Origin of the sequence: Bacillus cereus group sp. N14 (assembly GCF_016483555.1) — a bacterium.
GTDB classification, from domain to species: Bacteria; Bacillota; Bacilli; order Bacillales; family Bacillaceae_G; genus Bacillus_A; species Bacillus_A wiedmannii.
The window spans coordinates 63,781-90,362 of the sequence record NZ_JAEHBQ010000010.1; the positions used below are offsets into that span (position 1 = coordinate 63,781).

The following is a 26,582-nucleotide window of genomic DNA, read 5'->3' on the forward strand; positions in this document are numbered from 1 at the left end:
CTTCACGAATACGTTCTTATAACGATTCCTCTAAATTCATACATGCATCCCCTACATCTTTTTTTGAATTTCCTGCTTGTTGTTTAATTCACTCATAAAATTTATGAGTAATGATCATCCACCATTTATCTTCTCTAAGTGCCGGAAAGAGATTGCTTGTTTTATCCGACATTATATTATAGGCGCTTCATAAACATCTCATAAAAATATGTGAGAAAAGAACGTTATAGCGATAGCTATCATGAATACAATTTGATTTACCCTACTTAAAATAGTAACCTTACAATTCATAAGTTTGACACAGCTCATGAAAAAGCTTATAAAGAAAAGTGAGGTTCCTAATATTCGTTTCTAGTTTCTAAGGTATACATCCGAAGATCATTAGCGAACGTTTAGGACTTAACAGAGTAGGTATCACATTGGACAATTTTTCCATGTTGTACCAGGAATTCAAGAAACTGCGGTGGATCAATTTGCAAACGAATTATTCAGAAAGAAAACTCTCGTTAGAATTTCGTTAGAAGTTTTCATTTCACAGCAAATACACCAACTAAACAACCAAAAATATTGATAGTGAAAAAGGAGAAACAAGACATGAAAGAAATCAAATCTGAACAGGAATTCAAAGACATCATCGCAAGTGAGGAGCCAGTAGTTGTTAAGTTCTTTACTACATGGTGCCCCGATTGTGTGCGTATGGACAACTTTATCGGAGATTTAATGGAAGAGTTCAATAAGTTTGAATGGTATTCTATTAATAAAGATGAGTTCCCAAGTATCGCTGAAGAGTATCAAGTAATGGGTATTCCAAGTTTACTTGTATATCAAAATAGCGAGAAGCTAGGCCACTTACATAGCGCTAACGCAAAAACTGAAGAGCAAGTTACTGAGTTTTTAGAAGCATACTAAGATAAGATGAAGACCCTCTGAAAAATATTTTCTAGAGGGTTTTTATTTTGCCCAATCACCTTTGAGCGGTATAGTATACGGATTCATCATAATATATGTATCCTTTCCCCTATCCCCTCGATCCAAATCGCGTTCACACCCTAACTTTGCACTTTACAACATATTTTTCCTTCACGAAACTTTGTTATCCCCTTCTTAAAAAGCTAAAAAACGTCAACAATGTTTGTATAGACCCACACGAGTTTCGTTTGATACTCTATTTATAGAAAGAAATTCCTTGTAGAAAGGTGAGTGATTAAATTGGATACTCTTTCTCATAAAGAAGCTGATAAAGGTGCGATTGTCAGCATAATGGCCTACATATTTTTATCCTCTATGAAAATCATCATCAGTTATATTACCCTCTCTAGCGCATTACGTGCTGACGGTTTAAATAACTTAACGGATATCGGTGCTTCTTTAGCGATATTAATCGGTCTAAAAATCTCTCGTAAACCTCGTGACCCAGATCATCCTTATGGTCATTCGCGCGCAGAACAAATTGCATCACTTGTTGCTTCTTTTATTATGGCAACGGTCGGATTAGAAGTTGTTATTAGTGCCATTCAATCTTTTTTTAATCCGAAACACGCAGCGCCTAATGTACTTGCTGCATGGGTAGCCTTATTTTCTGCTGTCGTTATGTACTTTGTGTATTTGTATACGAAAAAGATTGCAGCGCGCACAAAAAGTAAATCATTAGAAGCCGCTGCAAAGGATAATTTATCAGATGCTCTCGTAAGTATTGGTACAGTAGTAGGTATTGTCGGTTCACAGTTCCAAATGCCTATTTTAGATCCTATTGCTGCTTTAATTGTCGGCCTTATTATTTGTAAAACTGCATGGGAGATTTTCGTAGAAGCTTCTCATATGTTAACGGATGGAATCGATCCAGATAAGATGGAAGAGTACGCTGATGCTATTGAACATATTGGTGGCGTGGAAAATATCGTAGATATTCGTGCTCGTATGTACGGGAATCAAACGTACGTTGATATTACAATCGAAGTAGATGCTCGTATGGATGTTGGTGAAAGTCATTGTATTACTGACAACATCGAGGCTATGCTCCGGAAAAAGTTTGGTATTTACCATGCACACATTCATGTTGAACCAATGGAAAAAGAACCTATTATGACATAGGTTCTTTTTTAATGAAAGCTTTATGAAATATAACACATAAAACGAGCCAGCTACCGCCAGCTGCCCATCCTGCTAATATGTCAGATGGATAGTGAACGCCAAGATATATTCGGCTAACTGAAATAGATAATACAACAAAGCTCGCTATAAAAATAATCAACAATTTTTTATGCAATGTAATACGTTCTTCTGTAATTGTGACGTATGCAATAAATCCTAAAAAAGCAGTAGCATTCATCGTATGACCGCTCGGAAAACTATATCCAGTTGCAGTAACAAGCTGCGTTACATCAGGTCTTGCTCGTTCGTACCATAGTTTAAGCATACTGTTTAAATAACGAGATCCATAATAATTAATTGTTAGAAGTAATGCACTAAGCAATTTTTTTCTAACGAGAAAATACATTACAAGAATAATGAGTAACGGAAAATATATTCTTTTGGAACCGATGAAAGACATCCAAGTAAAGTAGGCTGTCAAGTAATCGTTCCGAAAACTTTGAATAAAATGCGCGACTATATTGTCAAATTTCTCAATACAAGCGGTATGATACGAAAGTGATAATACGACAAAACAAATGAGTAACGTAAAACTTAACAAGTATAAATGTCGATATCGTTTCACATACATAACCTCACTATGCAAAAAAATGGAGCGGTTGTTTTAGTTTTCCTCTCCATTTCTTTTTTATGCATAGTTTATTAAAAAATATAATTGTTAATTTTTTCCTTCATTGCTGGAATATCTTCGTTCGTTACTGTAAAGCGAACCACTTTCTCGTCAAGATCAAGCGCTTCCGCAAATAAACCTGCTAATCCGCGAGATTTTCTGTCTACTTCCATAATAATTTCTAAGCGATCGTAAGCGCTTGGTAAGATTAATAATTCTAATTCATCTAATTTCCCATAATACTCTCCGGAAACAGGAACAAACTCAAATTCTTGTGCAAACGGAACTTGCTTACGTAATCGATACGGTAATTCTTCACATTCTATATGGCGCGCTTTAAAACCTAATTGATTTACACTCTCTAACACACTATTTAATAGTGCATTGGGCAACACTTGAATGTAATCACGATCACTTGGATCTATACTGCGTTTAATATCAAGACCTGTATGCACCCAAACGGTTTTCATTCCAAGTGTAAGCGGCGTTTCAACTGGCATTATAAATGAAAATGGAATTTCTTTTTTTTCATTCGGCTCAACAGAAAAAGGTTCTGTTAAACGAACTCGCTCTAAATCATATGTTGCTGTTACTTTTTTATCATCCACTTCTCGTACATACGACGTCGATAACGTTAAGTAAATGCTTTCAATTTGTTGGCTAACTGAACCACCAGTTATATGAACCTTCCCTAGTATTTCTTCTCCAACAATATACTCATCTTTTTCAAGAACTGTATCTACTTTTGCATTACCAATACCAACACTTGCTAAAAACTTTTGAAACATGGAACCTCCATCCTTTCTAAAGCAAAAGCTATATCTTTTTTTAAATCTTGTACATTCTCATAGTACGGCGTTTTTATTTGTAACATTCGCATAAGCATCTCACGGTTATAATTTTCCAAAGTTAATTCGTCATACCATGGTTTTTCATGTTTTTCATTAGATTCATAGCCTGCATACAATAAAAATAACGAGAAATGACCAAGCGCATAAAAATCGCTACGAAAGTGAACTTCTCGCATCATAGCTTGTTCACCTTCATAAGTTGTAGCTCGTTCATCACCCTCACCCTTCAATTTAGCCAAACCAAAATCAATAATACTAATTCGATTTTCTTTCATTAATATATTCGGAATACGTAAATCTCGGTGAATAATACCTTTACTATGAAACACCGATACAATTTCTAATATTTCATATAAAATTTTAAAAACTTCACGTTCTGTATATGCATGCCCATCTAAGAAAATATAATCTTCGAAATTTTTACCAGGCATATATTCCATCACGAAAAAGCTTTTTTTCTCCCATACGAAATGATCATATAAACTAGGAATTGCATGATGATTTAATGTTTGTAAAATCATTTTCTCTTGTTCAAATGATTTTCTACCAGACTCATATCTTTGTTTACTCTGTCTTAATTGTTTTAAGACTTTATATCTATTTATTTGTAAGTCATTAACGACATATGTAACCCCATAACTGCCCATTCCAATTACTGATTCAATTTTATAACGTTCTGCAACGATTGTATTTTTTCGCAGTGGTCTATCAAATAAAGCTAGTATACGACGCCATTTCATCAGCTACTTGAAAAGAAGCTACGACTTTTACGTTTTCTTTTATAATGCTGATGCCCATAACCAGATGAACGTCGTTTATAATCGCTACTTGAATAAGAGCGACCTCTATGGCGATAATCACTACTAGAATACGAACGATTTTTTTTCCTACCTAATAAAGAATCAATAATTTTTTTGAACATCCCTTCACCTCTTGAGTAAAATTTTCTTTTAATTATACCAATAATTTCTGACTTTATTTGTGACAAGTTTGTAAAGAGTAAAAAACGACGAGTTAAGCCCGCCGTTACTTTCACTCATCCTCTTCATCAAAAACTTCATCAATCATACATTTCTCTAATAAATACTCGAATGTAATATCTGCGAGATCTTCAATTTCTTCTCGTTTTGGGACGTACCCTCTTTCAATTAGTTGCTCATAAAAAAACTCCGCAATCTCTTCCGTATCAATTACGACCTCAATTTCCTTCATGAGCATCACTCCTTTATTTCTGTTTTATGAAAAAATCTCAAAATTATGTATATGAGATTAGAAAAATAGTTTTTCTTTTTTTATAGGTCATATCCTTTGGACGAGATGCATACGATGGTAGTACAAGCTATCAAAAAGGGGGATTTAATTATGGAATACCAATATGAGGTAGAACAAGAAGTAGGGCAAACAAAAGAAGAGTTCATGCATGAAGATCAATGGGCAGACTCTCTTATTAAATGGCTTTTTATTTTTTTAATAATTGTAGGCATACCTTATACTGCATATGTTGTTGTTCAATTCATTCTCTCTTTCTAGTTAACTATTTTTTCTCTGTCAATTTAACTAAATAATTATGAACAACATCCATAACAATTTTGTATTCTTCATCTTTAAATGTATCGAATAACAATTGATAATCGTTATAAATATCAAGTAATCCATCAATGATTTCTTGACGATTTGTCTTAACACTCACTTTTTTTGAGTTGTTAATTGACTTTAATTTTCCTAAATCTAATTTATTCATACCAGCTTTATCTTGTTTCATTTTCTTCAAAATTGCATTTGCCGTTTGAGCATTAGCAAGTAACGTTAAATCTGACTCATCCGCTTCTAACCATTCACCATCCGTAATTCGTGACAATTCGTATATAGTATCTTCCCATGCGTCATTTTTATATCTCCATACTTCTGTACGAAAACCAACAATACGAAACACATCTTTATCATATCCTGTTACTTGCACGAGATCACCAAATGTGAAATTATAGTTTAATTCAATCCACTCAGTTTCACCTTTTTTCATATCTTGCTCTGAAACGTGCTGCAACGTTTGCTCTACGTAAAACCCATCGTGATTATTGACTTCGTAAACGTATACTCCATCTAAAACCTTCATATTTGTGATTTTACCAACGGTTCCATATAGCGTAATCACGACTATGTCCCCTACGTTATATTTAGGTTGCTTTTTTCTCGCCATCTATATCTCTCCTTTTTTTGACGTCGTGATTTTGATAACAGTATATGCAACCTACATAAAAACGCTTATCACAGAAGCGTATATTCATAAATTTTTTCAATAAAAATATCACCGTATAAAAAAAATTATTTACAACGTAAAAAAAGCTAGCAAATAGACTAGCTTCACGTCAAAAATTTCATATAGTTCTTATCTCTCTTGTATGTATAAATCCCAAGCTTCATCAAATATAGACATACTTTCTAGCAATCCACTTAACTCTAAGTATGAACTAATTTCATCATAATCTTCAGATTGCTTTGGAAAGCTTAAATCATCATACATTGCTTCTGCTAAATTCGATACTTCATTACTAAATAAAGCTGCACGATGCTTCATCATATAGTGGTAAAATGTCTTTTTCAAAAATATTCCCTGCCTTTCTAACTTGGATACATTATACAAGGCAAAAAAGAAAAAAACCAGCATAAAAGCTGGTTAAAAGTCGAAATAATTTCTTTTTAATAGACGTGGTCTTCCCATTAATTCTTCATATGTTAGTTGTTTTGGTAAATCTTTCGTATAAATTAGAAACAATTGATCTTCTATTTCTTTCACTGTTTGATCTGCTTGATAGTCCATACCACATGAGGAACAAGAAATGCATGGTGTCTCTTGGATTTCAATGGCTTTCGTACCATCTGGTAATTCCCAATATACAGTATTCAAGCTTTCTTTCGCTTCTGTACTGTCACACCACATACAATTCATACTGCATCACCCTCATTTTTTTTGTCGTTTTCTTCTAATTTAGCCATTTGCGATTGATACTTTTTATCTTTAAGTTGATCACGCTTATCACGTTTATCTTTTAGTGATGCATGAGTGTCATTATCTTCATAGTCTTTACGACGGCTCATACGCTGTAAGTCGTCTGGAACAAGGTTAAATTTCTTATCACTCATAAGACCTGCGATACCAACATCTGAACGTTTTTCTTCGTAGTTTGGATAGATTTCTTTAAAGTACCCTTCTGCTCTTCCTGGGATATAGCTCTCTGGCTCTGGATACGTTGTAATAACACCTTCAAAGTTACGAAGCACAACTTTATCTGCACTTTGCGAAATTAAATAGTTTGGTTGAAGCGCAATTTTTCCGCCGCCTCCTGGTGCATCTACAACGAATGTTGGAACCGCATAACCAGATGTATGACCGCGTAAACCTTCAATAATTTCAAGACCTTTAGATACTGGTGCACGGAAATGACCAATACCTTCAGATAAGTCACATTGATAAATGTAGTATGGGCGTACACGGATTTTTACTAAGTCATGCATAAGTTTTTTCATAATTGGAACGCTGTCGTTAATACCAGCTAAAATTACTGCTTGGTTTCCGATTGGAACACCAGCATTTGCTAGCATTTCACATGCTTTTTTCGATTCCTCTGTAATTTCAATAGAAGTATTGAAATGTGTATTTAACCATACTGGATGGTATTTTTTAATAATGTTACATAAGTTTTCTGTAATACGCTGCGGGAATACTACCGGCGCTCTCGTTCCGATACGAATAATCTCGACATGCGGAATCTCTCGTAAATTTTTTAATACATATTCTAAAATTTTATCGTTAATAAGAAGACCGTCACCACCAGAAATTAATACATCTCGTACTTGTGGTGTATCACGAATGTAACCAATTGCATCATCTAATTGTTTCTTCGGCACACCCATTCCAATTTGTCCACTAAAACGACGGCGCGTACAATAACGACAATACATAGAACATTGATTCGTTACTAAGAACAATACGCGGTCTGGATAACGATGTGTTAGCCCTGGAACTGGTGAATCTTCATCTTCATGAAGCGGATCTTCTAAATCATATTTTGTTTTATATAACTCTTCCGAGATCGGTACAGATTGCATCCGAATCGGACAGCGTGGGTCATCAGGATTCATTAGCCAAGCATAGTACGGTGTAATATTTAACGGGATCGTTTTTGTTGAAATTTTAACGCCTTCTTCTTCTTCAGGTATTAAATTAATCACTTTCTTTAAGTCATCCAAAGTTTTGATCGTATTCGTTAATTGCCAAACCCAGTCATTCCATTGCTCTTCAGTAACATCCTTCCACAACTCGATATCCTTCCAGTGACGATTTGGTTTGTATACATCATGTAACATTGCTATTCCCCCTTTTTATACGCTCATCCTTTATATAAGCAATAGTTATGCCAACTCTACATTATTGATAAGTAAATGTACGGAGAACGCTATTACATAAACAAAAAAATATTTGTAAGCACTGTATGAAATCCATACATACTATCATATTCATTACTTTTTATATATGTAAACACGCTTTTATTGGTGCAAACACACAAAAACCGCCAATTATTCGGCGGTTTTGTCGTACTTACTCAATTTATATTGAAGCGTTTGGCGAGGGATACCTAACATTTTTGCAGCTTGTAATATATTGCCTTCCGTTTCAAGTAACGCTTGATCTATTAATTCCTTTTCCGTTTGATGAAGTGCTTCTCTAAGTGGCAATATGCTCTTCTTCTTTGGCAGATTCTCTTTCCGAAATGTACGCGGTAAACAATTGGCTGTTAGTGTATCCCTTTCTGCAATAATGACAGCATGTTCAATTGTATGTTTTAGCTCACGAACATTGCCAGGCCATTGATAAGCTTGTAGTCTTTCTTTCGCTTCCTTATCCATTTGAAGTACACCTTTTTTATAACTTTTATTATATTCGTTCAAAAAATAAGACGCTAATAATAATACATCCTCAGTTCTTTCACGTAGCGGCGGAATATATAATGAAAAGACATTTAATCGATAATATAAATCCGTACGAATTTTATTCTCTCTTAAACATACTTCTGGTGGCTGATTCATTGCGGTAATAACGCGAACATCTACTTTTCTCGTCTTATTATCACCAATTCGACGAATTACACCATCTTCTAATACACGTAGCATTTTCGCTTGTAAATCGAGAGGCATTGAATTCAGTTCGTCTAAAAACAATGTCCCACCATCTACAAGTTCAAATAATCCCGCTCGTTCAATTGCCCCAGTATAGCTACCTTTCGTCGTTCCGAACAATAAACTTTCTAATAACGACTCTGGCAAAGCTGCGCAGTTTTGTGCAATAAATGGCTTGTTCTTCCGTTTAGAAGCTTCATGAATCGCTTGTACAAATAACTCTTTCCCTGTTCCTGTTTCCCCATATATTAAAACATTTGCATCAGTTGGCGCTACTTTTTGTGCTAATTCTTTCGTCTGTTTAAATCGAGCATCATCCGTCACGATTGTCTCAAATGCAACATGCTTTTTAATTGCTTTTTTTCTAGATGACCGCTTTATTTTTGACTGCAAATCTACAATTGTATCCGTAAGTTTTTGAACTGTAGAATAGTCCTTTGCAATTTCAACAGCTCCAGCAATATTTCCATCTATAAAAATAGGTAACGTCGTATTTACTGTACAAATGTCTTCCCCATTTATATTTTGATAATGCTGAACTTGATGAACAATTGGTTTTTTTGTATCTAACACTTTCATTAACGTACTTGTTTCCCTAGATAAAGAAGGAAACGCTTCTAACAAATGTTTACCTAACACTTTTTCAATTTTTGATCCATCGTGTTTCGCAGCTACAGTATTATAAAAAATTGTAATACCATTTTCATCTACTGCGTGTATAGCCTCATCAATACTGCCCAAAATCGCTTCAATGACTTCTTGTGTCGAAACTGCTAGCAATGTCATCCCCCCTTTTGCCGAAAATCCAGCAATAACATGCCGAATTTCCGGCATACCTATATGCGATTATAAGCATGACGATTCCGTTCTATTTTTTATATCGTACTATTTAGACAAATCTTTCACCCATATATTCATATCTTCCAGCTTATCGAAAATGTAGCAATTGTTCGCCAGTCTTCCTGTATACGTATAACCTAACTGATGAAAGGCCGCATTCATTCCGAAAGAAAGCGATCGAGCAATTGTATAGGAGCAGAAAATCGATTTTTCTTGCAGTTCTTCTTCTAACTTAATTAGTAAACTTTTCATAAACCCATGCTTACGATATTCGGGTAAAGTAGCACAATTTGTTAATTCTGCATTTCCTTCTTTTATATTCATTTCTGCAGATGCTGTACTAATTATTTTCCCCTCGAATTCGTACACATAGTATATTGTATCGTCTTCCTTCATCGTTTGTTTTACATAACTCGCTTCGTTTAAAGGCGTCGGATAAACTTCAAATACTTTTCCAAAGACAGCTGCTAATTCTTCCGCATCCACTTCTGTCGCTTTTCTTAATAAAAATTTCTCTGGGACTATTTTTTCCTTTACTTCTTTTGCTTTAACACCGCTTAAAATGGTATCTTCCTCAGCCCAATGAATACTATTTCGTCTTTCATCACTAATAAATTTCACGAAGAAGTATGCATCGTGACCTTGAAAATAATGCGGTATTGTTGCTTCCAATAAAAAACCGAAAGAGAGCCATGTAGAAACATGCTCTCCCTTTCCTTTAATAATACATTTAGTGAAAGAATGCTTCTCTGCTAATTCGTCAATTGTTTGGATAATCCTCTCAATATTTCCTGTGTAGTGGTCTACTCGAATACGTTTATTAAAATAGTCTAAAACACCTTCAACTGTATAGCCATTCGTCTGTTCTCTAAAAGATTCATAGTATTTCATTTTTTCACCTCACACCAATCTAGTAATGTACATGCAATTATTTTTGCGGCAGCTATCATTTTATCAACTTCTATATATTCGTTTGGATAATGTGCTACTTTCGTCTCTCCTGGACCAAATACTATCGTTGGTACGTTAGCGATTTGTGTAAATAAACCTCCATCAGTCCCCCACGGAGATGCTTCAATAATTGGTTTGTTCCCTTCGATTTCAACAAAGTTATGCTCTAGTGTCGTAATTAACTCATGATTTTCTTCTAGTTCACCAGGAACCCATCTCGCTCCAAACCACTCTACTTCTACAGGATTTTCAACAAACCAATTGTCCACATCATTTAATTCAGCGATCCAATTCTCAAACTCTTCTTTTGCTGCCTCTATAGTCTCATTCGGCGCAATACCACATCTTCCTTCTAAATTTAATGAATCAGGAACAGAACTTGGCCAGCTCCCTCCTTCAATTTTCCCAATATTAATTGGAATTGGAATCGGGATTCCTTTAAATAACGGGTCTGTAATTCGGGTATTTCTCTTCTCCTCCAATTTTCTCAAATGATCTACAACAAACATACTTTTTTCAATTGCACTTACTCCTTCATAACGTGTACCACCGTGTGCTGCTTTGCCTTTCACATGTAGACGAAACCACATGGACCCTTGTTGTTTCGGGAAAAACTTCATATTTGTCGGTTCTGGAATAATGACACCATCTGCTTTATATCCTCGTAATATAGTCGCTAATGTTCCTGCCCCGCCGCTCTCTTCTTCTATTACACTTTGAAAATAAATATCTCCTTTTAATTCGATACCAGATTCAATAATGGCTTCCATCGCAAGCATCAGTGCGACATTGCCGCCTTTCATATCCGTTGTTCCACGACCATATATACGATTCCCTATTTGCTCACCACTATAAGGGTGATGGTCCCACTGATTCACATCTCCTTCTGGTACGACATCAATATGTCCATTTAATATCATAGATTTCCCGTCGCCACTTCCTTTTAAAGTTGCCACTATGTTCGGGCTATCTGAAAAACTTGTACGCGGTGATACAAAATAAGGATGATCTTTCATTTTAGAAAATGAAGGTTCCCAAATATCAAGATCTAAACCTAGCTCACGTAATTTTTCAATCACAATCGCCTGCGCACCACTTTCATCACCAGATACGCTTTTTTCTTGAATTAATCGTTTTAAAAATTTTACACTTTCCTCTTCATGACTCTCGATATAATCACAAATTTTCTTTTTTAATTGCTCCATATATTACATCTCCCCTCATTCGATTACTAGTAAGTTAGAGCCAATTTTAAAATCAGCTTCTGTATGTTGTTTTATATCTTCCACTGTGTATGGACTCATTAATTCTTGTAAAACGAGTCCACCCTGCGTCACTTCCATAACTGCCATATCCGTAATAATTAAATCTACACATTTCTTTGAAGTTAATGGTAATGTACACTCCGAAACAATCTTTGCATTTCCGTATTTATCGACATGATTCATCACAACAACGACCCGCTTCGCTTTTTGTGCCAAATCCATCGCTCCCCCAATACCTGGAACGCGTTTTCCTGGTACAATCCAGTTCGCTAAATCACCATTCTCACTTACTTGTAATGAACCAAGAATCGTTATGTCTAATAAACCTTTTCGAATCATCCCAAACGCTGTGCAACTATCAAAATAACTCGCTCCTGTAATAAGAGAAGTCGGTAAACCTGCTGCGTTACATAAATTTTCGTCTTCATTCCCTTTTCTTGGCGTAGGTCCCATACCTACAATTCCATTTTCCGCATGAAACATAACATTTATATCGTCAGGAAGATGATTCGGTACAAGCGATGGTATACCAATACCTAAATTTACAATCATACCATTTTGTATTTCTTTCGCCGCGCGCCTAGCAATCTTATCTCTCACTTCTACGCCCATACCCATTTCCAATTCACTCCTTCCGACGGTACGATATAATTTACAAATACTCCTGGGACAACAATTTCTTCTGGATCTAAACTTCCAAGTGGAACGATTTCTTCTGCTTCTACAATCGTTATATCCCCTGCCATAGCTACGTGAGGATTCATATTACGAGCACTTTTATCAAACACAAGATTACCAAACGGATCCGCTTTTTTCGCATATACAATTGCAACCTCAGCAGTTAATGCTGTTTCAACTAAATATGTCTTGCCATTCATTTCAACTGTACGTTTTCCCTCTTCTACAATCGTATCAACACCTACATCAACTAATACACCTCCAAGTCCTACACCACCAGCGCGAATACGCTCTGCTAATGTTCCTTGAGGAGAAAACTCGATTTGTAACCTTCCTTCGTTTAGCTGTCTTCCTGCATTTGGATTTGAACCAATATGTGAAGTAATTAATGATTTTACTCTTTCATTCGTAACAAGACGACCAATTCCTACATCAGGAAATCCCGTGTCATTTCCTATTAAATTTAAATTTGTAACTCCTTTTTCTAAAATCGCCTGTATTAAAGATGGAGGGGATCCAATCCCCCCAAATCCTCCAAACATTAATGTCATATCATCGTGGAACAAAGAAATTACTTCCTCTATCTCTTTTAATTTATCGAATGTATTCGTAATAGTTGTCATGCGATACTATGCCCTCCTTTTTGCATCATTTCTTCTACACTTTTTGCAAAAATTGAAAGTAATTCATCTAACTCGGAATATGTAGTTGTCATCGGCGGTGCTACAAGCAGTGCACTATCTTCTTTTCCTGCTTGCCCTGAAACAGCTTGGTATAATAGAAGACCATTTTTAGCTGCAACCGAAATAAGTTCCGACGCTTTTGTAAACGGTTGCAATTCTACTCCAATCAGCAACCCTTTTCCGCGCACATCAGCAATGATTGTCGATTGTTGCTGAACTTTCTGTAGTCCTTTTATTAAATACTCTCCCTTTTCTGCTGTTTTTTCAGGTAGATTATGTTTCTCCATATATTCAATAACAGCTAGAGCTGTTGCTGCAGATAATGGATTTGCACTTAACGTATGCCCACTCATTACAGAACGCGATCCACGTAAAATTGGCTCCATAACACGGTCACTTACAATCGTCGCTGCCATCGGTGTATATCCAGCTCCTAAACCTTTACCAAGAGTCATAATATCCGGTTCTACACCCCAATGCTCCATCGCAAACCATGCGCCAGTACGACCAAGCCCTGTCATTACTTCATCAGCAATAAATAAAATATCGTAATGACTACAAATATCTTTAATGACTTTATAATATTCTTTCGGCGGAACGACTGCTCCTCCAGCTGCTCCGATAATCGGTTCAGCGATAAAAGCTGCGATATGTTCTGCACCAATTCTTTCAATTGATCTTTCTAGTTCAGTCGCACAAGCAAGCTGACAAGTTGGATATACCTTTTGCACCGGACATCTAAAACAATATGGAGCTGGAATAGTTGGATAATCTTCTAAAATTGACACGAAACGTTGTCTGCGCAGTGGATGCCCAGACATTGATAAGGCTCCCATCGTAATACCGTGATAACTCATCCATCGTGACAAAATTTTATGCTTCCCTTGAATACCTCGCTCTTGAAAATGCTGGATTGCAATTTTCATAGCTGTTTCATTTGCTTCCGTACCACTATTCACAAAAAAGCTCCAGTTCAAATCTCCTACACTTAAATCGCTTAATTTCTTCGCTAATTTTTCAGCTGGTTCACTCGTGAACTGTGATCTATAAACGAAAGCAATCTCCTCTGCTTGCTTTTTTATAACATCTGCAATCTCCTTTACGCCATGTCCAATACCTGCCGTAATTGCCCCTGACGAGCCATCAAAATATTTATTTCCATTTTGATCATACAAATACACACCTTTTCCATGTGAAATCATTGGATACGGCTGACCAACAAGTGGTTTAATTAAGTAATCGCGCATAGCGCTCCCCCATTTCTCCAATTTGTATATATATATGAAGAAAATTGACGTTTCTTTCATAAAAAAGAACCCTCTGCGAAAGCAGTGATTTTATCAAAAAACTATTATAAAATATACAAATGAGTGCTAAATATTAATTTCAAAAACAGAAAATTCAGAACTTAAAATGAAGACCAACCCTTATCTATACGCTCAAATAACCCTCCTTTATATAAAATAAACGCTTCACTACATATTTTCTTAACATAATATCAGCTTCCCTCAATTGCCGACATTGTGTAAACTTCGACGAAACTCCCTTTAAACTCCTTCCTATTCTCCTACTTTATATTGCATATTTTCAAACAAATATCGACAATTAATCCCACTAAATGCATAGCAATTATTTTTTATATAAACCAATATTCCACATACATTCTCCTCCGTTTTATACAATAAAAAAAGAACCGATTAACCACATTAATCAGTTCGGCACGACGCTCTTTTATCGGTTAATACTGCCACTTGCTAACGTAAATAGAAAAAATAATGTTACAAATTCAAAATTCATCCTACATCGTAAAGCACAAAACCTTCCATAACTCCATTCACAATTCCTTTTTGGATATCCCCATCCCAATATTTTATTCCTTTCCTTATATTTAAACTACCTTTCCTTTATAATTTATGTAGGACAATTATCACTTTGTATGTGTATTTGCCCATTATTAAAAAAATCCCTAGTTTCCTAAGGATTTTTGGACATGTTTTCGATATGTTACTTCATACGCTCTTAAGGTTTTTTATTTCGAAATATACATTGTAATCGGTACATCATCATCCAACATAGATGATATATTGCTGTATACTCTAGAAAATTATAAGGCTCTTTCGCCTAAAAAACACTTATCCATAAGCAATACTCTTTATTAATTTTCAACTTTTCTCCTTCAAAAAACAATTTTTTCGCATAACCTCTTTCTTGTTAAGCATATAGTTTTAATGATGACAAAGGAGGAATATTCATGTCTCAATCTGAAATCGAAAAATATGGACAAGAAGCTGCACGTTACGAACAGCTCGCTCGTTACTATCAATTTAAAAATCCGAAAAAATATGTAGAACTATATATGAAATATTACGATGCGCTTACGAAACTGGTACAGGCGTATGAAAAAAGAGATTCACAAGAAGCTGCTTTACCGTCACACATACGTTTTTTTCACTCTGCTTCAAATACACCTGCGGTTGACATTTTAGTAAACGGGCAAAAGGTTATTAAAAATATTTCATTTAAACAATTTAGTCCCTATTTAACATTAGTGCAAGGTAAATACCGTATAGATATTGTCCCTGTTGGAAATGAAACTCCCATCTTTTCAGCTTTAGTACCAATAATGGGGAATCACACTTATACTTTTTCCGCAATAAATAGTGATAATCATCTACAATTACAACCTATGCTTGATAATACACATTTACCAGCTGGTCAAGCAAAAATACGCTTTGCACATTTTTCTCCAGATACCCCTGTTGTAAATGTAGATTTAAAAGGTGGAGATCATTTATTTGAAAATGTACTCTTTAAACAAATAACAGATTTTTTGGAAGTTAGTCCTGGTACAGCAGATATTGAAGTTTCACTCGCCGATAATCCCAGCGTCTTACTAACTATACCGAATTTCAAAGTCGAACCGAACATCATATATACAATTTCACTTTTAGGTTATTCAACTAAAGATCCTAAATTAGAAGCCGTTATACTTACGAATTAAAACAGTCTACACCATTCATTTGGTGTAGACTGTTTATTTTTGAAATACAATTTGAAATTCTGTCCATTCGTTATCTGAACGGCACATGATAGACCCATTATGTTTTTCTACAATTTGTTTACATACAAATAATCCAATACCAGTTCCTAACTTTTTAGTAGTTACAAATGGTTCGAAAATCATTTCTACACTTTCAGCTGGAATCATTGGCCCATTATTTTTTATCACAATTCGAATCGATTGATCTTCTTCAAATACATCAATGATAATTTTCCGTTCTTCTTTCATTGATTCTAGAGCGTCAATTGAGTTCATTAATATATTTAAAAATACTTGTCTCACTTCACTCCGATAGCCAACAAGTGGAATTGGATACGGTAAATTCTTTTCAATCGAAACATTTGCATTGACCAAACTCGGATATAAGAACTGTATAATATCTTGAAACAAATCATTAAGCCAAAATTGTTCTGATTCATTCCACATTTCTTTTTTCGATACGAGTAAAAATTGCGAAATACGAAAATTTAATTGGTCTAATTCATGAGAAATAATATCTAAATAAGATAAACTTGGATGGTCTGCCTTTAATAATTTAACAAATCCCATAATTGAAGTGAGTGGGTTACGGAATTCATGTACAAAACTTGCTGACATTTGCCCTAAAATCGTCAGCCTTTCTTTATGTGTTTCGTTAATATATTGCTGTTTTTCCTCTAAATTTTTTGATATAATTTCCGAGTATTTTAAAACAGTATAATAAATTAATTTATCAAAACAAGTATGTATTTGGGCCATAATCGGTTTCAATTCACGTGCGCTAACATCTAATTCACACATCGCTTCGAAAAGTTCATTTCTTCCCACATTTGCATTATAGACAAAGTCTCCAATATTCGCATCTGCCCCTGCACGTTCAATAGCAATTTTCTCGCATAATGGCTGAAGATAATCTATATCTTTTTCTTCCATAGTAAGTTCGATAATTAACTCTAATAAATCCTCTCCATTTTGAACTGCTTCTAGTTTAAATGGATCTTTATCGGAAATTATCATTTTGTTTTTCCAGTTCTCAACGAATTGGTGCCTGTTGTTTTTCAAGTGCGAACAAAATACTTCTTTAATATCCTTATCGATTGGAAAAACCCCCATTCCCTCCATTTCCATGCGACGAACACCCTTTATATTTTGAATATTAACACAAAAAATGCGATTAGTTAATAGATTATTGTCACATTTTGTTAATATGTGTTGATAAAATTTTTTAATGTCTTTATTAATTGTTTGGATTGATACATTCCATTTCCCTTCCTTTCATTCAAAGTTTTTTACATTCAATGCGACTTTTTTTTGCATCCTGCTTCATTCTTTCGTACAATAGAAAATGAAAGGTGTGAAAAATATGGTAAATAAAAATGTGGAAGATTATCTCCAAGAAGGCATTTACGGCCAAAAGCAGAACAAACCAGAAGAACGTAATATGTATTTAACTACATTACGTGAGCGTGTAGAAATCGCTTTAACTATCGGTCAAGTAATGCAAAGTAATGTATATTCTGAAGTAGCTAGTAGCATGCGCTCTTCTCAATCATTACAAATATTCCTAAATGGTGGCATTGCTTACCCACATTTATCAAAATACATTAAATTAGCAAATGAAAAAAATGTTCCTTTTACAATTGTTCAAAATAAAGGCATAGAAACACCAATCGGTTTAGTATTATCTCATAGCACTGCTGTTGACAAAGAACAAATTTATGTAGAAGATGCTATTTTCAAACAAGAAATGAAGTAAAAGGTACACTTGGTTAAATTAAATCGTTCCGAGAAACGTAAAACAAACAATAAAAAAACGAGTATGGAATCGTAAACATTTCCTACTCGTTTTTTATTAGGATGTTTAAGCTCGATCTACTTTATTTTTTAATACACACTAATTTCATTTCTGTCATTTCTTCTATTGCATATTTAATTCCTTCACGCCCCGTACCACTTTCCTTAACACCACCGTAAGGCATATGATCTACCCTAAACGTTGGAATATCATTAATCATGACACCACCAACCTCTAGCTCATCAATTGCACGCATTGCTTTAAACAAATTATTTGTAAACACACCTGCTTGTAGACCGTAACGTGAATGATTTACTTGCTCAATTGCCTCATCAAATTCTTTAAATGTATTTACTGTCATGAGTGGACCAAATACTTCTTGGCACTGAACAGATACATACTCTGGAACATTTGTTAATACAGTTGGTTCAAAAATCCTTGCATCACGTTTCTTACCACCGTATAAAACAGTTGCACCTTCCTTAATAGCTTCTTGCACCCACATTTCTATTCGCTCTACATCTTTTTTCGAAATTAAAGCCGATACGTCCGTTTCTTCCAGCAATGGATCACCTACAACAACTGTTTCCATCGCTTTCTTTAGCTTTGAAAGAAATTCATCCATTCTCTTTTCATGTACAAAAACACGTTGTACCGAAATACAAACTTGTCCATTGTTTACAAATGCTCCCCATTTTACACGTTCAATTACTTCATCTGTTAATTCTACATCTTCATCAATAATAACAGCAGCATTTGATCCCAGTTCCAACGTAACTCGCTTTAATCCAGCCTTTGCCTTAATTCCAATTCCAACTTTCGGACTTCCCGTAAAAGTAATGGAAGCAACATCATCATTTGTAACTATCGCCTCACCTACAGTTGAACCGGGACCGGAAATAATATTTAAAGCTCCTTTTGGCAATCCTGCCTCTTCAAATAATTCAACTAATGCGTAAGACGATAATGGCGTTTGATCAGCTGGTTTTAACACAACTGTATTTCCGGCAGCAATTGCAGGGCCGACTTTATGTGCCACTAAATTTAATGGGAAATTAAATGGTGTAATAGCTCCTATAACCCCTATCGGTTTTCGTATTGTGTATGCAATACGCCCATCTGCACCAGGTGCTGCATCAAGTGGCAGTGTCTCGCCGTATATACGCTGCAAATTTGTATGTCTGAACGGTACGATCTACTTCTCCCCTCGCAGCACGAATTGGTTTTGCAGCTTCTTTTGCAATAATCTCTGCAAATTCTTCTCTTCTTTCATCCATTTTTTGTGCAACCTTCTCTAAAATAGTCGCACGATCATATGCAGATAATGTATTCATTTTTTTCATTGCATTTTTTGCAGCAGTAACAGCCTCTTGTACATCTTCTTCCGTTCCTTGTGCAATTTCCGCTAACGTTTCTTCAGAATATGGTGCGTATAATGGTTTATAAGTGTTTACAGACTTCCAATCTCCATTTATATATAAATGCTTTTTCATAACTCTTCCCCTTCCAAATATATGTATACAACAATATTTCACCTAGTGAAAGGTCTGACTTATGCCATTGTATCATAGCCCTTATTCTGCAAAAAACATTATGCTCAAAAAAACCCTGCCATATAGCAGAGTCTACGAACTAATTTGTTCTTGAAATGGAATTTGTTTTTCATCTTCTAAAATAACAATTGATTCTACAGTTTTTGTAACTTCTAATCTCTTTATATAGTGTCCATCTAATTCTTTTACACAAAACTTATAATTTTCAATTTCAATGAAATCCTCTTCAGCAATTTCTATATTCTTCGTTAAAATCCAACCACCGATTGTATCAACTCCATTATCATCAATTGTTAAACCTAATAACGTATTCACTTCACTAACAAGCACTTTTCCCTCTAGTATTGTTTTCGTTTCACTAACTTGTTGAATTTCTGGCTGTTCATCCGTATCAAACTCATCTTGAATATCTCCCACTATTTCTTCTAAAATGTCTTCAACTGTAACAAGTCCAGACGTACCACCGTATTCATCTATCAATATAGCAATATGCGTTCTTTCTTTTTGCATTTTTAAAAATAAGTCGTGTATTGGGATAGAGTCGATAACTAAAATGATTGGCCTAATATATTGCTCTACTTTCTTATTACTTACTGCATTATGCTGCACAAAATCTGTGAAAATATCTTTAAAGTTTACAAAGCCTATTACGTGATCTTTGTCCCCATCTACAACTGGATATCTCGTATATTTTTCCCGAGACATTTTTTGCAAGGCTTCTTCAGCAGGCATTTCTTTACTTATAATATGCATCTCAGTTCGGGGTACCATTATTTCTTTCGCTATACGATCATCAAATTCAAAAATTTTATTTACATATTTATATTCAGATTGATTAATCTCTCCATTTTTGTAACTTTCTGAAACTAACAACCGTAATTCTTCTTCTGAATGAACCTCATCGTGCCCTTTCGGTGGTTTCAGCCCTAACAACTTCGTAATAATTCGGGCTGATCCATTTAGGATCCAAATAAATGGAAACGCCATACGATAAAAGAAAATTAATGGTTTAGCAACAAACAAACTCACTTGTTCAGCTTTTTGAATCGCGAATGTTTTTGGCGCCAATTCCCCTATTACAACATGTAAAAATGTAATAAACAAAAACACTAAAATTACAGCAAAAATGTCTGCTAGTTGAGTAGAAATGTTCAAATTTACAAAAAGCGTGTCAAACATTTGCTTTAACGCCGGTTTACCAAACCAACCAATCCCCAGAGCTGTAACTGTTATTCCTAGCTGACAAGCAGATAAATATTCGTCTAAGTTTGTAATGACTGTTTTGACAGATGTTGCGCGATTATTTCCTTCTGCAATTAAATAGTCAATTCGTGAACTTCGCACTTTAACAATTGCAAATTCTGCTGCGACGAAAAATGCCGTTAAGGCAATTAAAACAATCACTATACTTATACTATATATGTCCAAATACTTCTCCTTACTTACATTGTAAGCAAGGAAGCCACCTCCTACTTAATTTTATTCAAGTGAAGTAAGCATTCTAATACTCTAACAAAATTCTACATTAGCAACCACCTTTTTATATATTATATGCATACATAAAAAAGATATTTATCATTATGATAATCTAATTCATTTCCATCAGTCAAATAGTTCTAAATCTTAAGATAAAACATTTTATATAAACGATATATTCTTCACAGCTTCATTTCGTGAAAAAACACTTTCTTTGCCGATTCCACACTTCTTTTGTCACACTAGAAGGGAACTTCCTTCATAGATCGAAATCATTCAACAGGATATATATAGGAGGGATTATTTTGGAATATAAAACACCATTTATCGCAAAAAAATTAGGTGTTAGCCCAAAGGCTGTTGTCCGGATTGCACAACAATTAAATCTTACGATAGAAAAAAATAAATATGGTCACTTTATTTTCACACAAGAAGATTTAGATCAAATGTTAGAATTCCATCTTTCACAAATAGAGCAGTCTCAAAACTCTCACCCTACTCAAAAAACATCATCAAATGATGTTGAAGAATTAAAAACTCAAGTAAATACAATTGTTCAAGACAAATCATCACATGAATTTGAGCAATTAGCAGCTCAATTAAACACTATTACGAGAAGGCTAGATCGAATGGAAGAACAAATGCAAGATAAGGCAAATGATGTTGTTACGTACCAACTTTTACAACATCGCCGTGAAATGGAGGAAATGTTAGAGCGAATTCAAAAGCTAGAAGCTTCCCTGAAGAAAGAAGAACCAATATATATTACTCCCGATTCAAAACCAACATATGAACGAGAAAAGAAGCCGAAGCGCCGCAAAATGATTTTTAGTATATTTGGATTATAATTTTTAGACCCTTATTAAAATAATAAGGGTCTTTTTTCATGAAGAATGACTTCATATTAAAATAGCATTCTCTTTATTATATATATTCATTTCGCTTTATTTTGTTAACATAATATTTTTACTGTATTCTGCAATTAATGCCTGTGCATGAGCATTCCCTTGAATCACATCTCGAAATTCTTTTAAAGAATACAAATGCGTAGCCCCTTTTCGGGCATGAATTCGCACTGGTACACCTTGTAAAGTATCATGAAACTGAAATGGCTTATCTACCGGTTCAATTGGGAAACCGAGTGTTAATAAATACATATACATTCTTTTTGTCACTGCTGCAATATACCATTCTGCTTTCGTTTCTAATGCATGCATAAATAAAATAGCTGTTAGTCTTTTGAAGTGTCCTCTCCCACGAGACGTTTTCGCAATACTCAACTTGCCTATTTCATACACATTTTTCAAATCTTTCACTAAATCATTTTTAGAAAACGGATAGAAAAACTCAGAATTCGATTGCTCTGGTTCCGTATACTTAATACATTCTACTGTACCAATATGATGTTCATCTTCTATTAATAAAAATCGTGATGGATTTAAATTACGTTCTACGAACATTAAGTTTCTTTCTTCACAAAAATCTCCCCATAGTTGCTCGAACCAAAAATGTTCTTCTTTTGTTTGAACACGCTGGAACATATTTACCCGCCTTTCCCATCGCCGCTCTGTTTTTGATAACGCTTTCACTATCTATCATATAAGAACAAATCTTCGTATGCAACTAAAAATATTTACGACTTATTATATTCTGTAAAACGAATTAAATTCCATCTTAATCGTCTTTTATCCCTCATGTACCGTTCTTCTAACAACATACTTATATTACTTTCAAATTCAAATCGTATAAAGTTGTCTTCCATACAGCATATATTTCTTCTTAATCTAAAAAAATCCTTTATAAAAAAGGATTTTTTTACTTCTTCATGCTTTTTAACCACTTCTCAAAAATTTGTACCATTCCATGTTTTCCGGCTAATTTCTCTTCCCCTTGTTTCGTTTTATATGGATATAATTGCAAAAACACACCACATCCAGACTCAATTTTTTTACTATGCATATGACTTCCTGGATATACACAAATAACTTCATAAATGGCCCTTCGATAATAGACTCTCTTTCCATCCTGTTCTTCTACATATTTTATAGACCAGTACTTATACATTTGCTCAGTTGCCTTCGTATTTCCAACGTGCTGAAAAATGTTGTACATTGGGCTATACTTCACTTCAATAATAATAGAAGATTGATATACGTATTTCCCTTCTTCCTTTACATAACAGTCTAAGCGAATGTCTGGCTTCTTCGTATCTTCTCCATTATAAAAATTACTCCCTTTACTTAATGCAATAAGGGGATGAGTTTCAATTAAATCATTAAATGCGACATGTACTCTAATATCATCTCGGTGTAAAACTACTGTCGTTCCATCCTGTAATCCATCTACATAAAAATGTTCTTGAATTTGTTCACGAATGGAATTTCTAGCCTCAAAACCAATTTGCTCTAACATGGAAATAACGATAAAAAAAGCGTAATATTCATACACTAAAAATGTTGGTTTATAAACAAATAATAAAGATGGAGATTGTTCTGTATATTGTGGAAGTACATCTAAATGCTGCAGTAGTTGTTGATGTGGTATCGGTAAGTTATGTGAGTACATGTTACCTGTTTCGGAAACTTCTCTCCAAAATGGAGAATGCATTAAAGTTTGAAAGTATTGTACACTTTCATGTACAAAGTGCGCTAATATTTTATATTCTTGTATCTTCATAGAGCTTTTTCGCAAATCCGCCTCTTTTAGTAAATGAATATTTTTATACTTTTGTTTCTCTCTATCGGTCACTGATCCATTACGCTCAATTGTTTGTATAATCGTTTTTACAGCTTGAAATTCTTCTGATTTCTTTCTTTTTACTCTTTCTAATATTTCAATTGTTTGGCTCAAAAAACTTTCAGCTTCAAGTAAATAGAAATAAAATTGCATCGCTTTAAATTTAAGAAATGCATTTTCCTTACTATTTTTTTGTTCTATAAACTTACGATTATAATATTTTGCATACGGTTTTCTTTCCGTCACTATGGCTCCTTTTCTCGTTGCTTTCCGCTCTTTTTCTTCCCATTTATATTCATGTATAAATTTTGAACTCGATTCTATTTTCTTAAAAATTTGCTTTATCTTTTTCATTTTTTGCGGCAACTTTCTAAGTAACACTAAATAAGAAGAATCTTCAATATCACTAAGTGCAGAGAAAGTCTTTTTATAATAACCTCTATCTAAAATCAACTCATTCAAAATTGACTTTACATAGTTTTGAATCATTTCAAATTGATCATCAAAAAAATTTTTGGGAACGATTTGAAATGCGCCATAATACGTTCTATCTTCTATATTCACTTCAAAATGATATAATCCACAACGCCACGGATAAAAGAATTCCGTTTTTCCATGTTCATATATTAATACTTTTTGTTTTTTTTCATTTATTTCATATTTTGATTCTTTTATATTTTTCTGTCCCTCATATACTTTATTCCATATAAAAGTAATATTCATTGGACTTTCATAATGGTAATGCAATCTAATTGGTTTTAATTCTTGTACTTTATAAATACATTGAACTAATGCTGTAGTAGATGTACAAAGACGATTTAATAAAATATATTCCCCCTTTGCCTCAGTTCCAATGATCAACTTTAATACAAAAGGGAGTGTTTCTTTCGTATCAACGATTTCTGTTTCATATCGCCCTTCATTTTGCATAGCCATACAGCTCCAGTTCTCTACGCTTTTCTCTTATATATGCTAAAGAGTGTTCAAATGTAGATACTCTGTTTGCAAGTGGCGATTGCAAAAGAGGTAGTAATGTCGCCCCCCTTTTTACGTCTTCAGAAAGTAAAGACCCAACCATCATTTCAGTACCTCTTATTTTCGTCAATACACGTTGCTTGATTTGTAAATCAAATCCCTCTTCTCTACTGATCATATAGGAATGATTATTTTGGAACGGTATATTTTGCAAGTAAGTAGCGATTGCGTTTGCACATCGAAATGAAATTCCCTTTGACATATCATGTGATGACAATACAACATGTAACTTATCTAATAGTTCTAACTCTTCTTCAGAAAACACCTCAATCATCGCTTTATTCCTGACCCAGCTTATACGAAATTCTCCTGCAGTTACTTTCAGAGGTGGTTGTAATACAATTTTCTCTTGTTCCATACACATCTCACAAAACGGAATCTTTTGTAACGTTATTAAATTCGTCCGATCTAATAATCGATCTGAGAGTTCTTTCGTTGTTTCATCAAAATTTACTGTACCTACAAATATAATATTTTCACCAATTTCAATTGTTGATGGAATTGGATTTTCTTTTTCTTGTACACCTTCATACAAATTTAGAATACGGTTTTGCTTTTCAAGTTGAAGAACAGATAGAAATGGAGTAAACCAATGCTCAATATGTGACATATTCATTTCATCAAAAACGATTATATATAGTTGATTTTGATTTTCTTTTGCCTTCATTAACGCCCTAACTAATTTTGTTTCACTTTCAATAAAAGTACCATTTGGGTGAAGGTAACCAAGTAAATCATGTGGTTCTTGATACGATGGTGAAATCGGAATCCAAACCAATTCTTCCCCATACTGTAATCCAAGTGCTTCTGCATAAGCTTGCACAAATCGAGATTTCCCAGTGCCTGGTATACCACCTAGAATCGTCAACATATTTGTTTTCGCACTTATATGGAAATTATAAATGTCCGTTTCATCCAAATATAGCCCTTTATTACGTACAAAACTTTTTACATACTGTAAAAAGACGGATTCACGCTCATCCCATTCCCATTCATCCTTGTGCACTTTTATTTCCTCTACTTCTACATGCTTACCTTCTTCAGTCATTCGTTTTTTTAATTGCTCATACATGTGATTGCTTACAAAATACAATTGATCTTCTACCGCTATTTCCACATACTTCATCCAGTCATTTAAGTCTATATACTTACATTCCCGCTGCTGTTCAAAATATGCGATTGAACTAATTGATGATGACTTTAAAGATATATTTCCATATAACCTTCCATCGTGCCACAATAATTCGGGAGGCTCAAAGTCTTTCGGATATTTTGGCATTAGAAATGACAAATAGCCATTTCCAAGTTTTCTTTCTAAAGACTCTCCTTTTTTATATTCGGAAACTTTAGGTACTGGAATCATTTTATAGCCATTGGCCATTTCTCGTGGTTCTTCTGCACAAATTAACTCCACGTATATATGTCCTCTTTCATAATAGAGACGAAACATAACCAATTGCTTTTCTAATTTTCTTTTCTTTAATTCCGAAAAGACTTTTTCATTCTTTTTATTGCTACATAAACCTTCAAATACGTATGGTTCATTTTTCAATTGCTCTTGTAACGTGAATGGTATTGGCGATAGGCATTGTACAAAGAAGTTCTCTCCATTCTTCTCTCTCTCTGCTTTTGTAAACTTTCCGATAAACCTCATATAGTACATTCTTTTTATAAAACTTGGCTGAAGAGCTTTATGTAATCTCACCTTCGTCACCTTCTTTTTTTCATACTATTCTTAGTGTA

26 protein-coding genes and 2 pseudogenes are annotated in these 26,582 nt (G+C 34.4%); 7 read left to right on the plus strand and 21 right to left on the minus strand.

The features are described 5' to 3' along the window. Positions 1 to 200 precede the first annotated feature (200 nt). From JDS82_RS29745 to JDS82_RS15820, 3 genes and pseudogenes are all read left to right on the plus strand, one after another. Positions 201 to 496, plus strand: a pseudogene (locus tag JDS82_RS29745) (site-specific integrase); the annotation flags it as partial. A 98-nt stretch (positions 497 to 594) separates the two neighbouring features. Next, positions 595 to 909, plus strand: coding sequence for a thioredoxin family protein (locus JDS82_RS15815; RefSeq protein WP_199713569.1), 315 nt, complete (start codon positions 595 to 597; stop codon positions 907 to 909). A gap of 300 nt (positions 910 to 1,209) precedes the next feature. Next, entirely contained in the window at positions 1,210 to 2,091 is an 882-nt protein-coding gene (locus JDS82_RS15820; RefSeq protein WP_199713570.1) for a cation diffusion facilitator family transporter, read from the plus strand. Here the strand turns inward: JDS82_RS15820 and JDS82_RS15825 are convergent. The 5 genes from JDS82_RS15825 to JDS82_RS15845 all read right to left on the minus strand — a co-directional run bounded on the left by JDS82_RS15825 (position 2,081) and on the right by JDS82_RS15845 (position 4,824). Further along, on the minus strand, positions 2,081 to 2,716 hold the full coding sequence (locus JDS82_RS15825) for a phosphatase PAP2 family protein (protein ID WP_064477325.1): 636 nt from the start codon (positions 2,714 to 2,716) through the stop codon (positions 2,081 to 2,083). The two genes, JDS82_RS15820 and JDS82_RS15825, sit on opposite strands and share 11 nt — an antisense overlap. A gap of 77 nt (positions 2,717 to 2,793) precedes the next feature. Then, the gene (locus JDS82_RS15830; protein WP_199713571.1) at positions 2,794 to 3,549 is read right to left on the minus strand and encodes a sporulation protein; all 756 of its coding nucleotides are present in this window, start codon (positions 3,547 to 3,549) and stop codon (positions 2,794 to 2,796) included. Next, complete coding sequence (locus JDS82_RS15835; protein ID WP_000872030.1) at positions 3,531 to 4,352, minus strand: serine/threonine protein kinase; 822 nt, start codon at positions 4,350 to 4,352, stop codon at positions 3,531 to 3,533. The genes JDS82_RS15830 and JDS82_RS15835 overlap by 19 nt, the downstream gene beginning before the upstream one ends. Beyond that, positions 4,352 to 4,534, minus strand: coding sequence for a hypothetical protein (locus JDS82_RS15840; protein ID WP_000473373.1), 183 nt, complete (start codon positions 4,532 to 4,534; stop codon positions 4,352 to 4,354). The genes JDS82_RS15835 and JDS82_RS15840 overlap by 1 nt, the downstream gene beginning before the upstream one ends. 110 nt (positions 4,535 to 4,644) lie before the next feature. Continuing rightward, on the minus strand, positions 4,645 to 4,824 hold the full coding sequence (locus tag JDS82_RS15845; protein ID WP_000658451.1) for a YozD family protein: 180 nt from the start codon (positions 4,822 to 4,824) through the stop codon (positions 4,645 to 4,647). A 150-nt stretch (positions 4,825 to 4,974) separates the two neighbouring features. On the opposite strand from JDS82_RS15845, the gene JDS82_RS15850 reads away from it, so the two are divergent. After that, entirely contained in the window at positions 4,975 to 5,142 is a 168-nt protein-coding gene (locus tag JDS82_RS15850) for a DUF3930 family protein (protein WP_000456535.1), read from the plus strand. A gap of 4 nt (positions 5,143 to 5,146) precedes the next feature. On the opposite strand, the gene JDS82_RS15855 is transcribed toward JDS82_RS15850, so the two are convergent. The 10 genes from JDS82_RS15855 to JDS82_RS15900 form a co-directional block, all read right to left on the minus strand. Then, the gene (locus JDS82_RS15855) at positions 5,147 to 5,809 is read right to left on the minus strand and encodes a hypothetical protein (RefSeq protein ID WP_000101496.1); all 663 of its coding nucleotides are present in this window, start codon (positions 5,807 to 5,809) and stop codon (positions 5,147 to 5,149) included. 189 nt (positions 5,810 to 5,998) lie between these two features. After that, positions 5,999 to 6,214, minus strand: a complete 216-nt coding sequence (locus tag JDS82_RS15860; protein ID WP_000750728.1) for a YozE family protein — start codon at positions 6,212 to 6,214, stop codon at positions 5,999 to 6,001. 72 nt (positions 6,215 to 6,286) lie between these two features. Further along, entirely contained in the window at positions 6,287 to 6,559 is a 273-nt protein-coding gene (locus JDS82_RS15865; RefSeq protein WP_000995761.1) for a YokU family protein, read from the minus strand. Then, positions 6,556 to 7,977 (minus strand): lysine 2,3-aminomutase, encoded by a 1,422-nt coding sequence (kamA, locus tag JDS82_RS15870; protein WP_000902132.1) that lies wholly within the window; start codon positions 7,975 to 7,977, stop codon positions 6,556 to 6,558. Before kamA ends, JDS82_RS15865 begins: the two co-directional genes overlap by 4 nt. Positions 7,978 to 8,187: 210 nt before the next feature. Beyond that, complete coding sequence (rocR, locus tag JDS82_RS15875) at positions 8,188 to 9,573, minus strand: arginine utilization transcriptional regulator RocR (protein ID WP_199713572.1); 1,386 nt, start codon at positions 9,571 to 9,573, stop codon at positions 8,188 to 8,190. A 99-nt stretch (positions 9,574 to 9,672) separates the two neighbouring features. Further along, positions 9,673 to 10,518 carry a putative beta-lysine N-acetyltransferase gene (gene ablB, locus JDS82_RS15880; RefSeq protein ID WP_000878612.1) on the minus strand — a complete coding sequence of 282 codons (846 nt, stop codon included), beginning with the start codon at positions 10,516 to 10,518 and terminating at the stop codon, positions 9,673 to 9,675. Continuing rightward, the gene (locus JDS82_RS15885) at positions 10,515 to 11,783 is read right to left on the minus strand and encodes a peptidase (protein WP_048563106.1); all 1,269 of its coding nucleotides are present in this window, start codon (positions 11,781 to 11,783) and stop codon (positions 10,515 to 10,517) included. The genes ablB and JDS82_RS15885 overlap by 4 nt, the downstream gene beginning before the upstream one ends. A gap of 15 nt (positions 11,784 to 11,798) precedes the next feature. Continuing rightward, positions 11,799 to 12,461 (minus strand): CoA transferase subunit B, encoded by a 663-nt coding sequence (locus JDS82_RS15890; RefSeq protein ID WP_000525267.1) that lies wholly within the window; start codon positions 12,459 to 12,461, stop codon positions 11,799 to 11,801. Continuing rightward, the gene (atoD, locus tag JDS82_RS15895) at positions 12,446 to 13,144 is read right to left on the minus strand and encodes an acetate CoA-transferase subunit alpha (RefSeq protein WP_000208097.1); all 699 of its coding nucleotides are present in this window, start codon (positions 13,142 to 13,144) and stop codon (positions 12,446 to 12,448) included. Before atoD ends, JDS82_RS15890 begins: the two co-directional genes overlap by 16 nt. Further along, positions 13,141 to 14,451: an aspartate aminotransferase family protein gene (locus JDS82_RS15900; protein WP_001205889.1), complete on the minus strand. Its 1,311-nt coding sequence runs from the start codon at positions 14,449 to 14,451 to the stop codon at positions 13,141 to 13,143. Before JDS82_RS15900 ends, atoD begins: the two co-directional genes overlap by 4 nt. Before the next feature lie 1,004 nt (positions 14,452 to 15,455). On the opposite strand from JDS82_RS15900, the gene JDS82_RS15905 reads away from it, so the two are divergent. After that, complete coding sequence (locus tag JDS82_RS15905; protein ID WP_000083267.1) at positions 15,456 to 16,205, plus strand: DUF4397 domain-containing protein; 750 nt, start codon at positions 15,456 to 15,458, stop codon at positions 16,203 to 16,205. A gap of 33 nt (positions 16,206 to 16,238) precedes the next feature. Here JDS82_RS15905 and JDS82_RS15910 read toward each other — a convergent pair whose 3' ends face one another. Next, on the minus strand, positions 16,239 to 17,372 hold the full coding sequence (locus tag JDS82_RS15910) for a BA2291 family sporulation histidine kinase (protein ID WP_000425100.1): 1,134 nt from the start codon (positions 17,370 to 17,372) through the stop codon (positions 16,239 to 16,241). A gap of 235 nt (positions 17,373 to 17,607) precedes the next feature. On the opposite strand from JDS82_RS15910, the gene JDS82_RS15915 reads away from it, so the two are divergent. Continuing rightward, positions 17,608 to 18,000 (plus strand): YueI family protein, encoded by a 393-nt coding sequence (locus tag JDS82_RS15915; protein ID WP_000247570.1) that lies wholly within the window; start codon positions 17,608 to 17,610, stop codon positions 17,998 to 18,000. Between the two features lie 121 nt (positions 18,001 to 18,121). On the opposite strand, the pseudogene JDS82_RS15920 reads toward JDS82_RS15915, so the two are convergent. Both JDS82_RS15920 and JDS82_RS15925 read right to left on the minus strand, forming a co-directional pair. Further along, positions 18,122 to 19,532 (minus strand): annotated as a pseudogene (locus JDS82_RS15920) (aldehyde dehydrogenase family protein). Between the two features lie 132 nt (positions 19,533 to 19,664). Further along, positions 19,665 to 21,020, minus strand: coding sequence for a hemolysin family protein (locus tag JDS82_RS15925; RefSeq protein WP_002108356.1), 1,356 nt, complete (start codon positions 21,018 to 21,020; stop codon positions 19,665 to 19,667). A 353-nt stretch (positions 21,021 to 21,373) separates the two neighbouring features. On the opposite strand from JDS82_RS15925, the gene racA reads away from it, so the two are divergent. Next, positions 21,374 to 21,916 carry a chromosome-anchoring protein RacA gene (gene racA / locus JDS82_RS15930; protein WP_000456016.1) on the plus strand — a complete coding sequence of 181 codons (543 nt, stop codon included), beginning with the start codon at positions 21,374 to 21,376 and terminating at the stop codon, positions 21,914 to 21,916. 96 nt (positions 21,917 to 22,012) lie between these two features. Here the strand turns inward: racA and JDS82_RS15935 are convergent, their stop codons facing one another. From JDS82_RS15935 to JDS82_RS15945, 3 genes are all read right to left on the minus strand, one after another. Further along, on the minus strand, positions 22,013 to 22,609 hold the full coding sequence (locus JDS82_RS15935) for a hypothetical protein (RefSeq protein ID WP_000487799.1): 597 nt from the start codon (positions 22,607 to 22,609) through the stop codon (positions 22,013 to 22,015). A 274-nt stretch (positions 22,610 to 22,883) separates the two neighbouring features. Next, positions 22,884 to 24,734: a hypothetical protein gene (locus tag JDS82_RS15940; protein WP_199713573.1), complete on the minus strand. Its 1,851-nt coding sequence runs from the start codon at positions 24,732 to 24,734 to the stop codon at positions 22,884 to 22,886. Next, positions 24,724 to 26,544, minus strand: a complete 1,821-nt coding sequence (locus JDS82_RS15945) for an AAA family ATPase (RefSeq protein WP_199713574.1) — start codon at positions 26,542 to 26,544, stop codon at positions 24,724 to 24,726. Before JDS82_RS15945 ends, JDS82_RS15940 begins: the two co-directional genes overlap by 11 nt. Positions 26,545 to 26,582 lie beyond the last annotated feature (38 nt).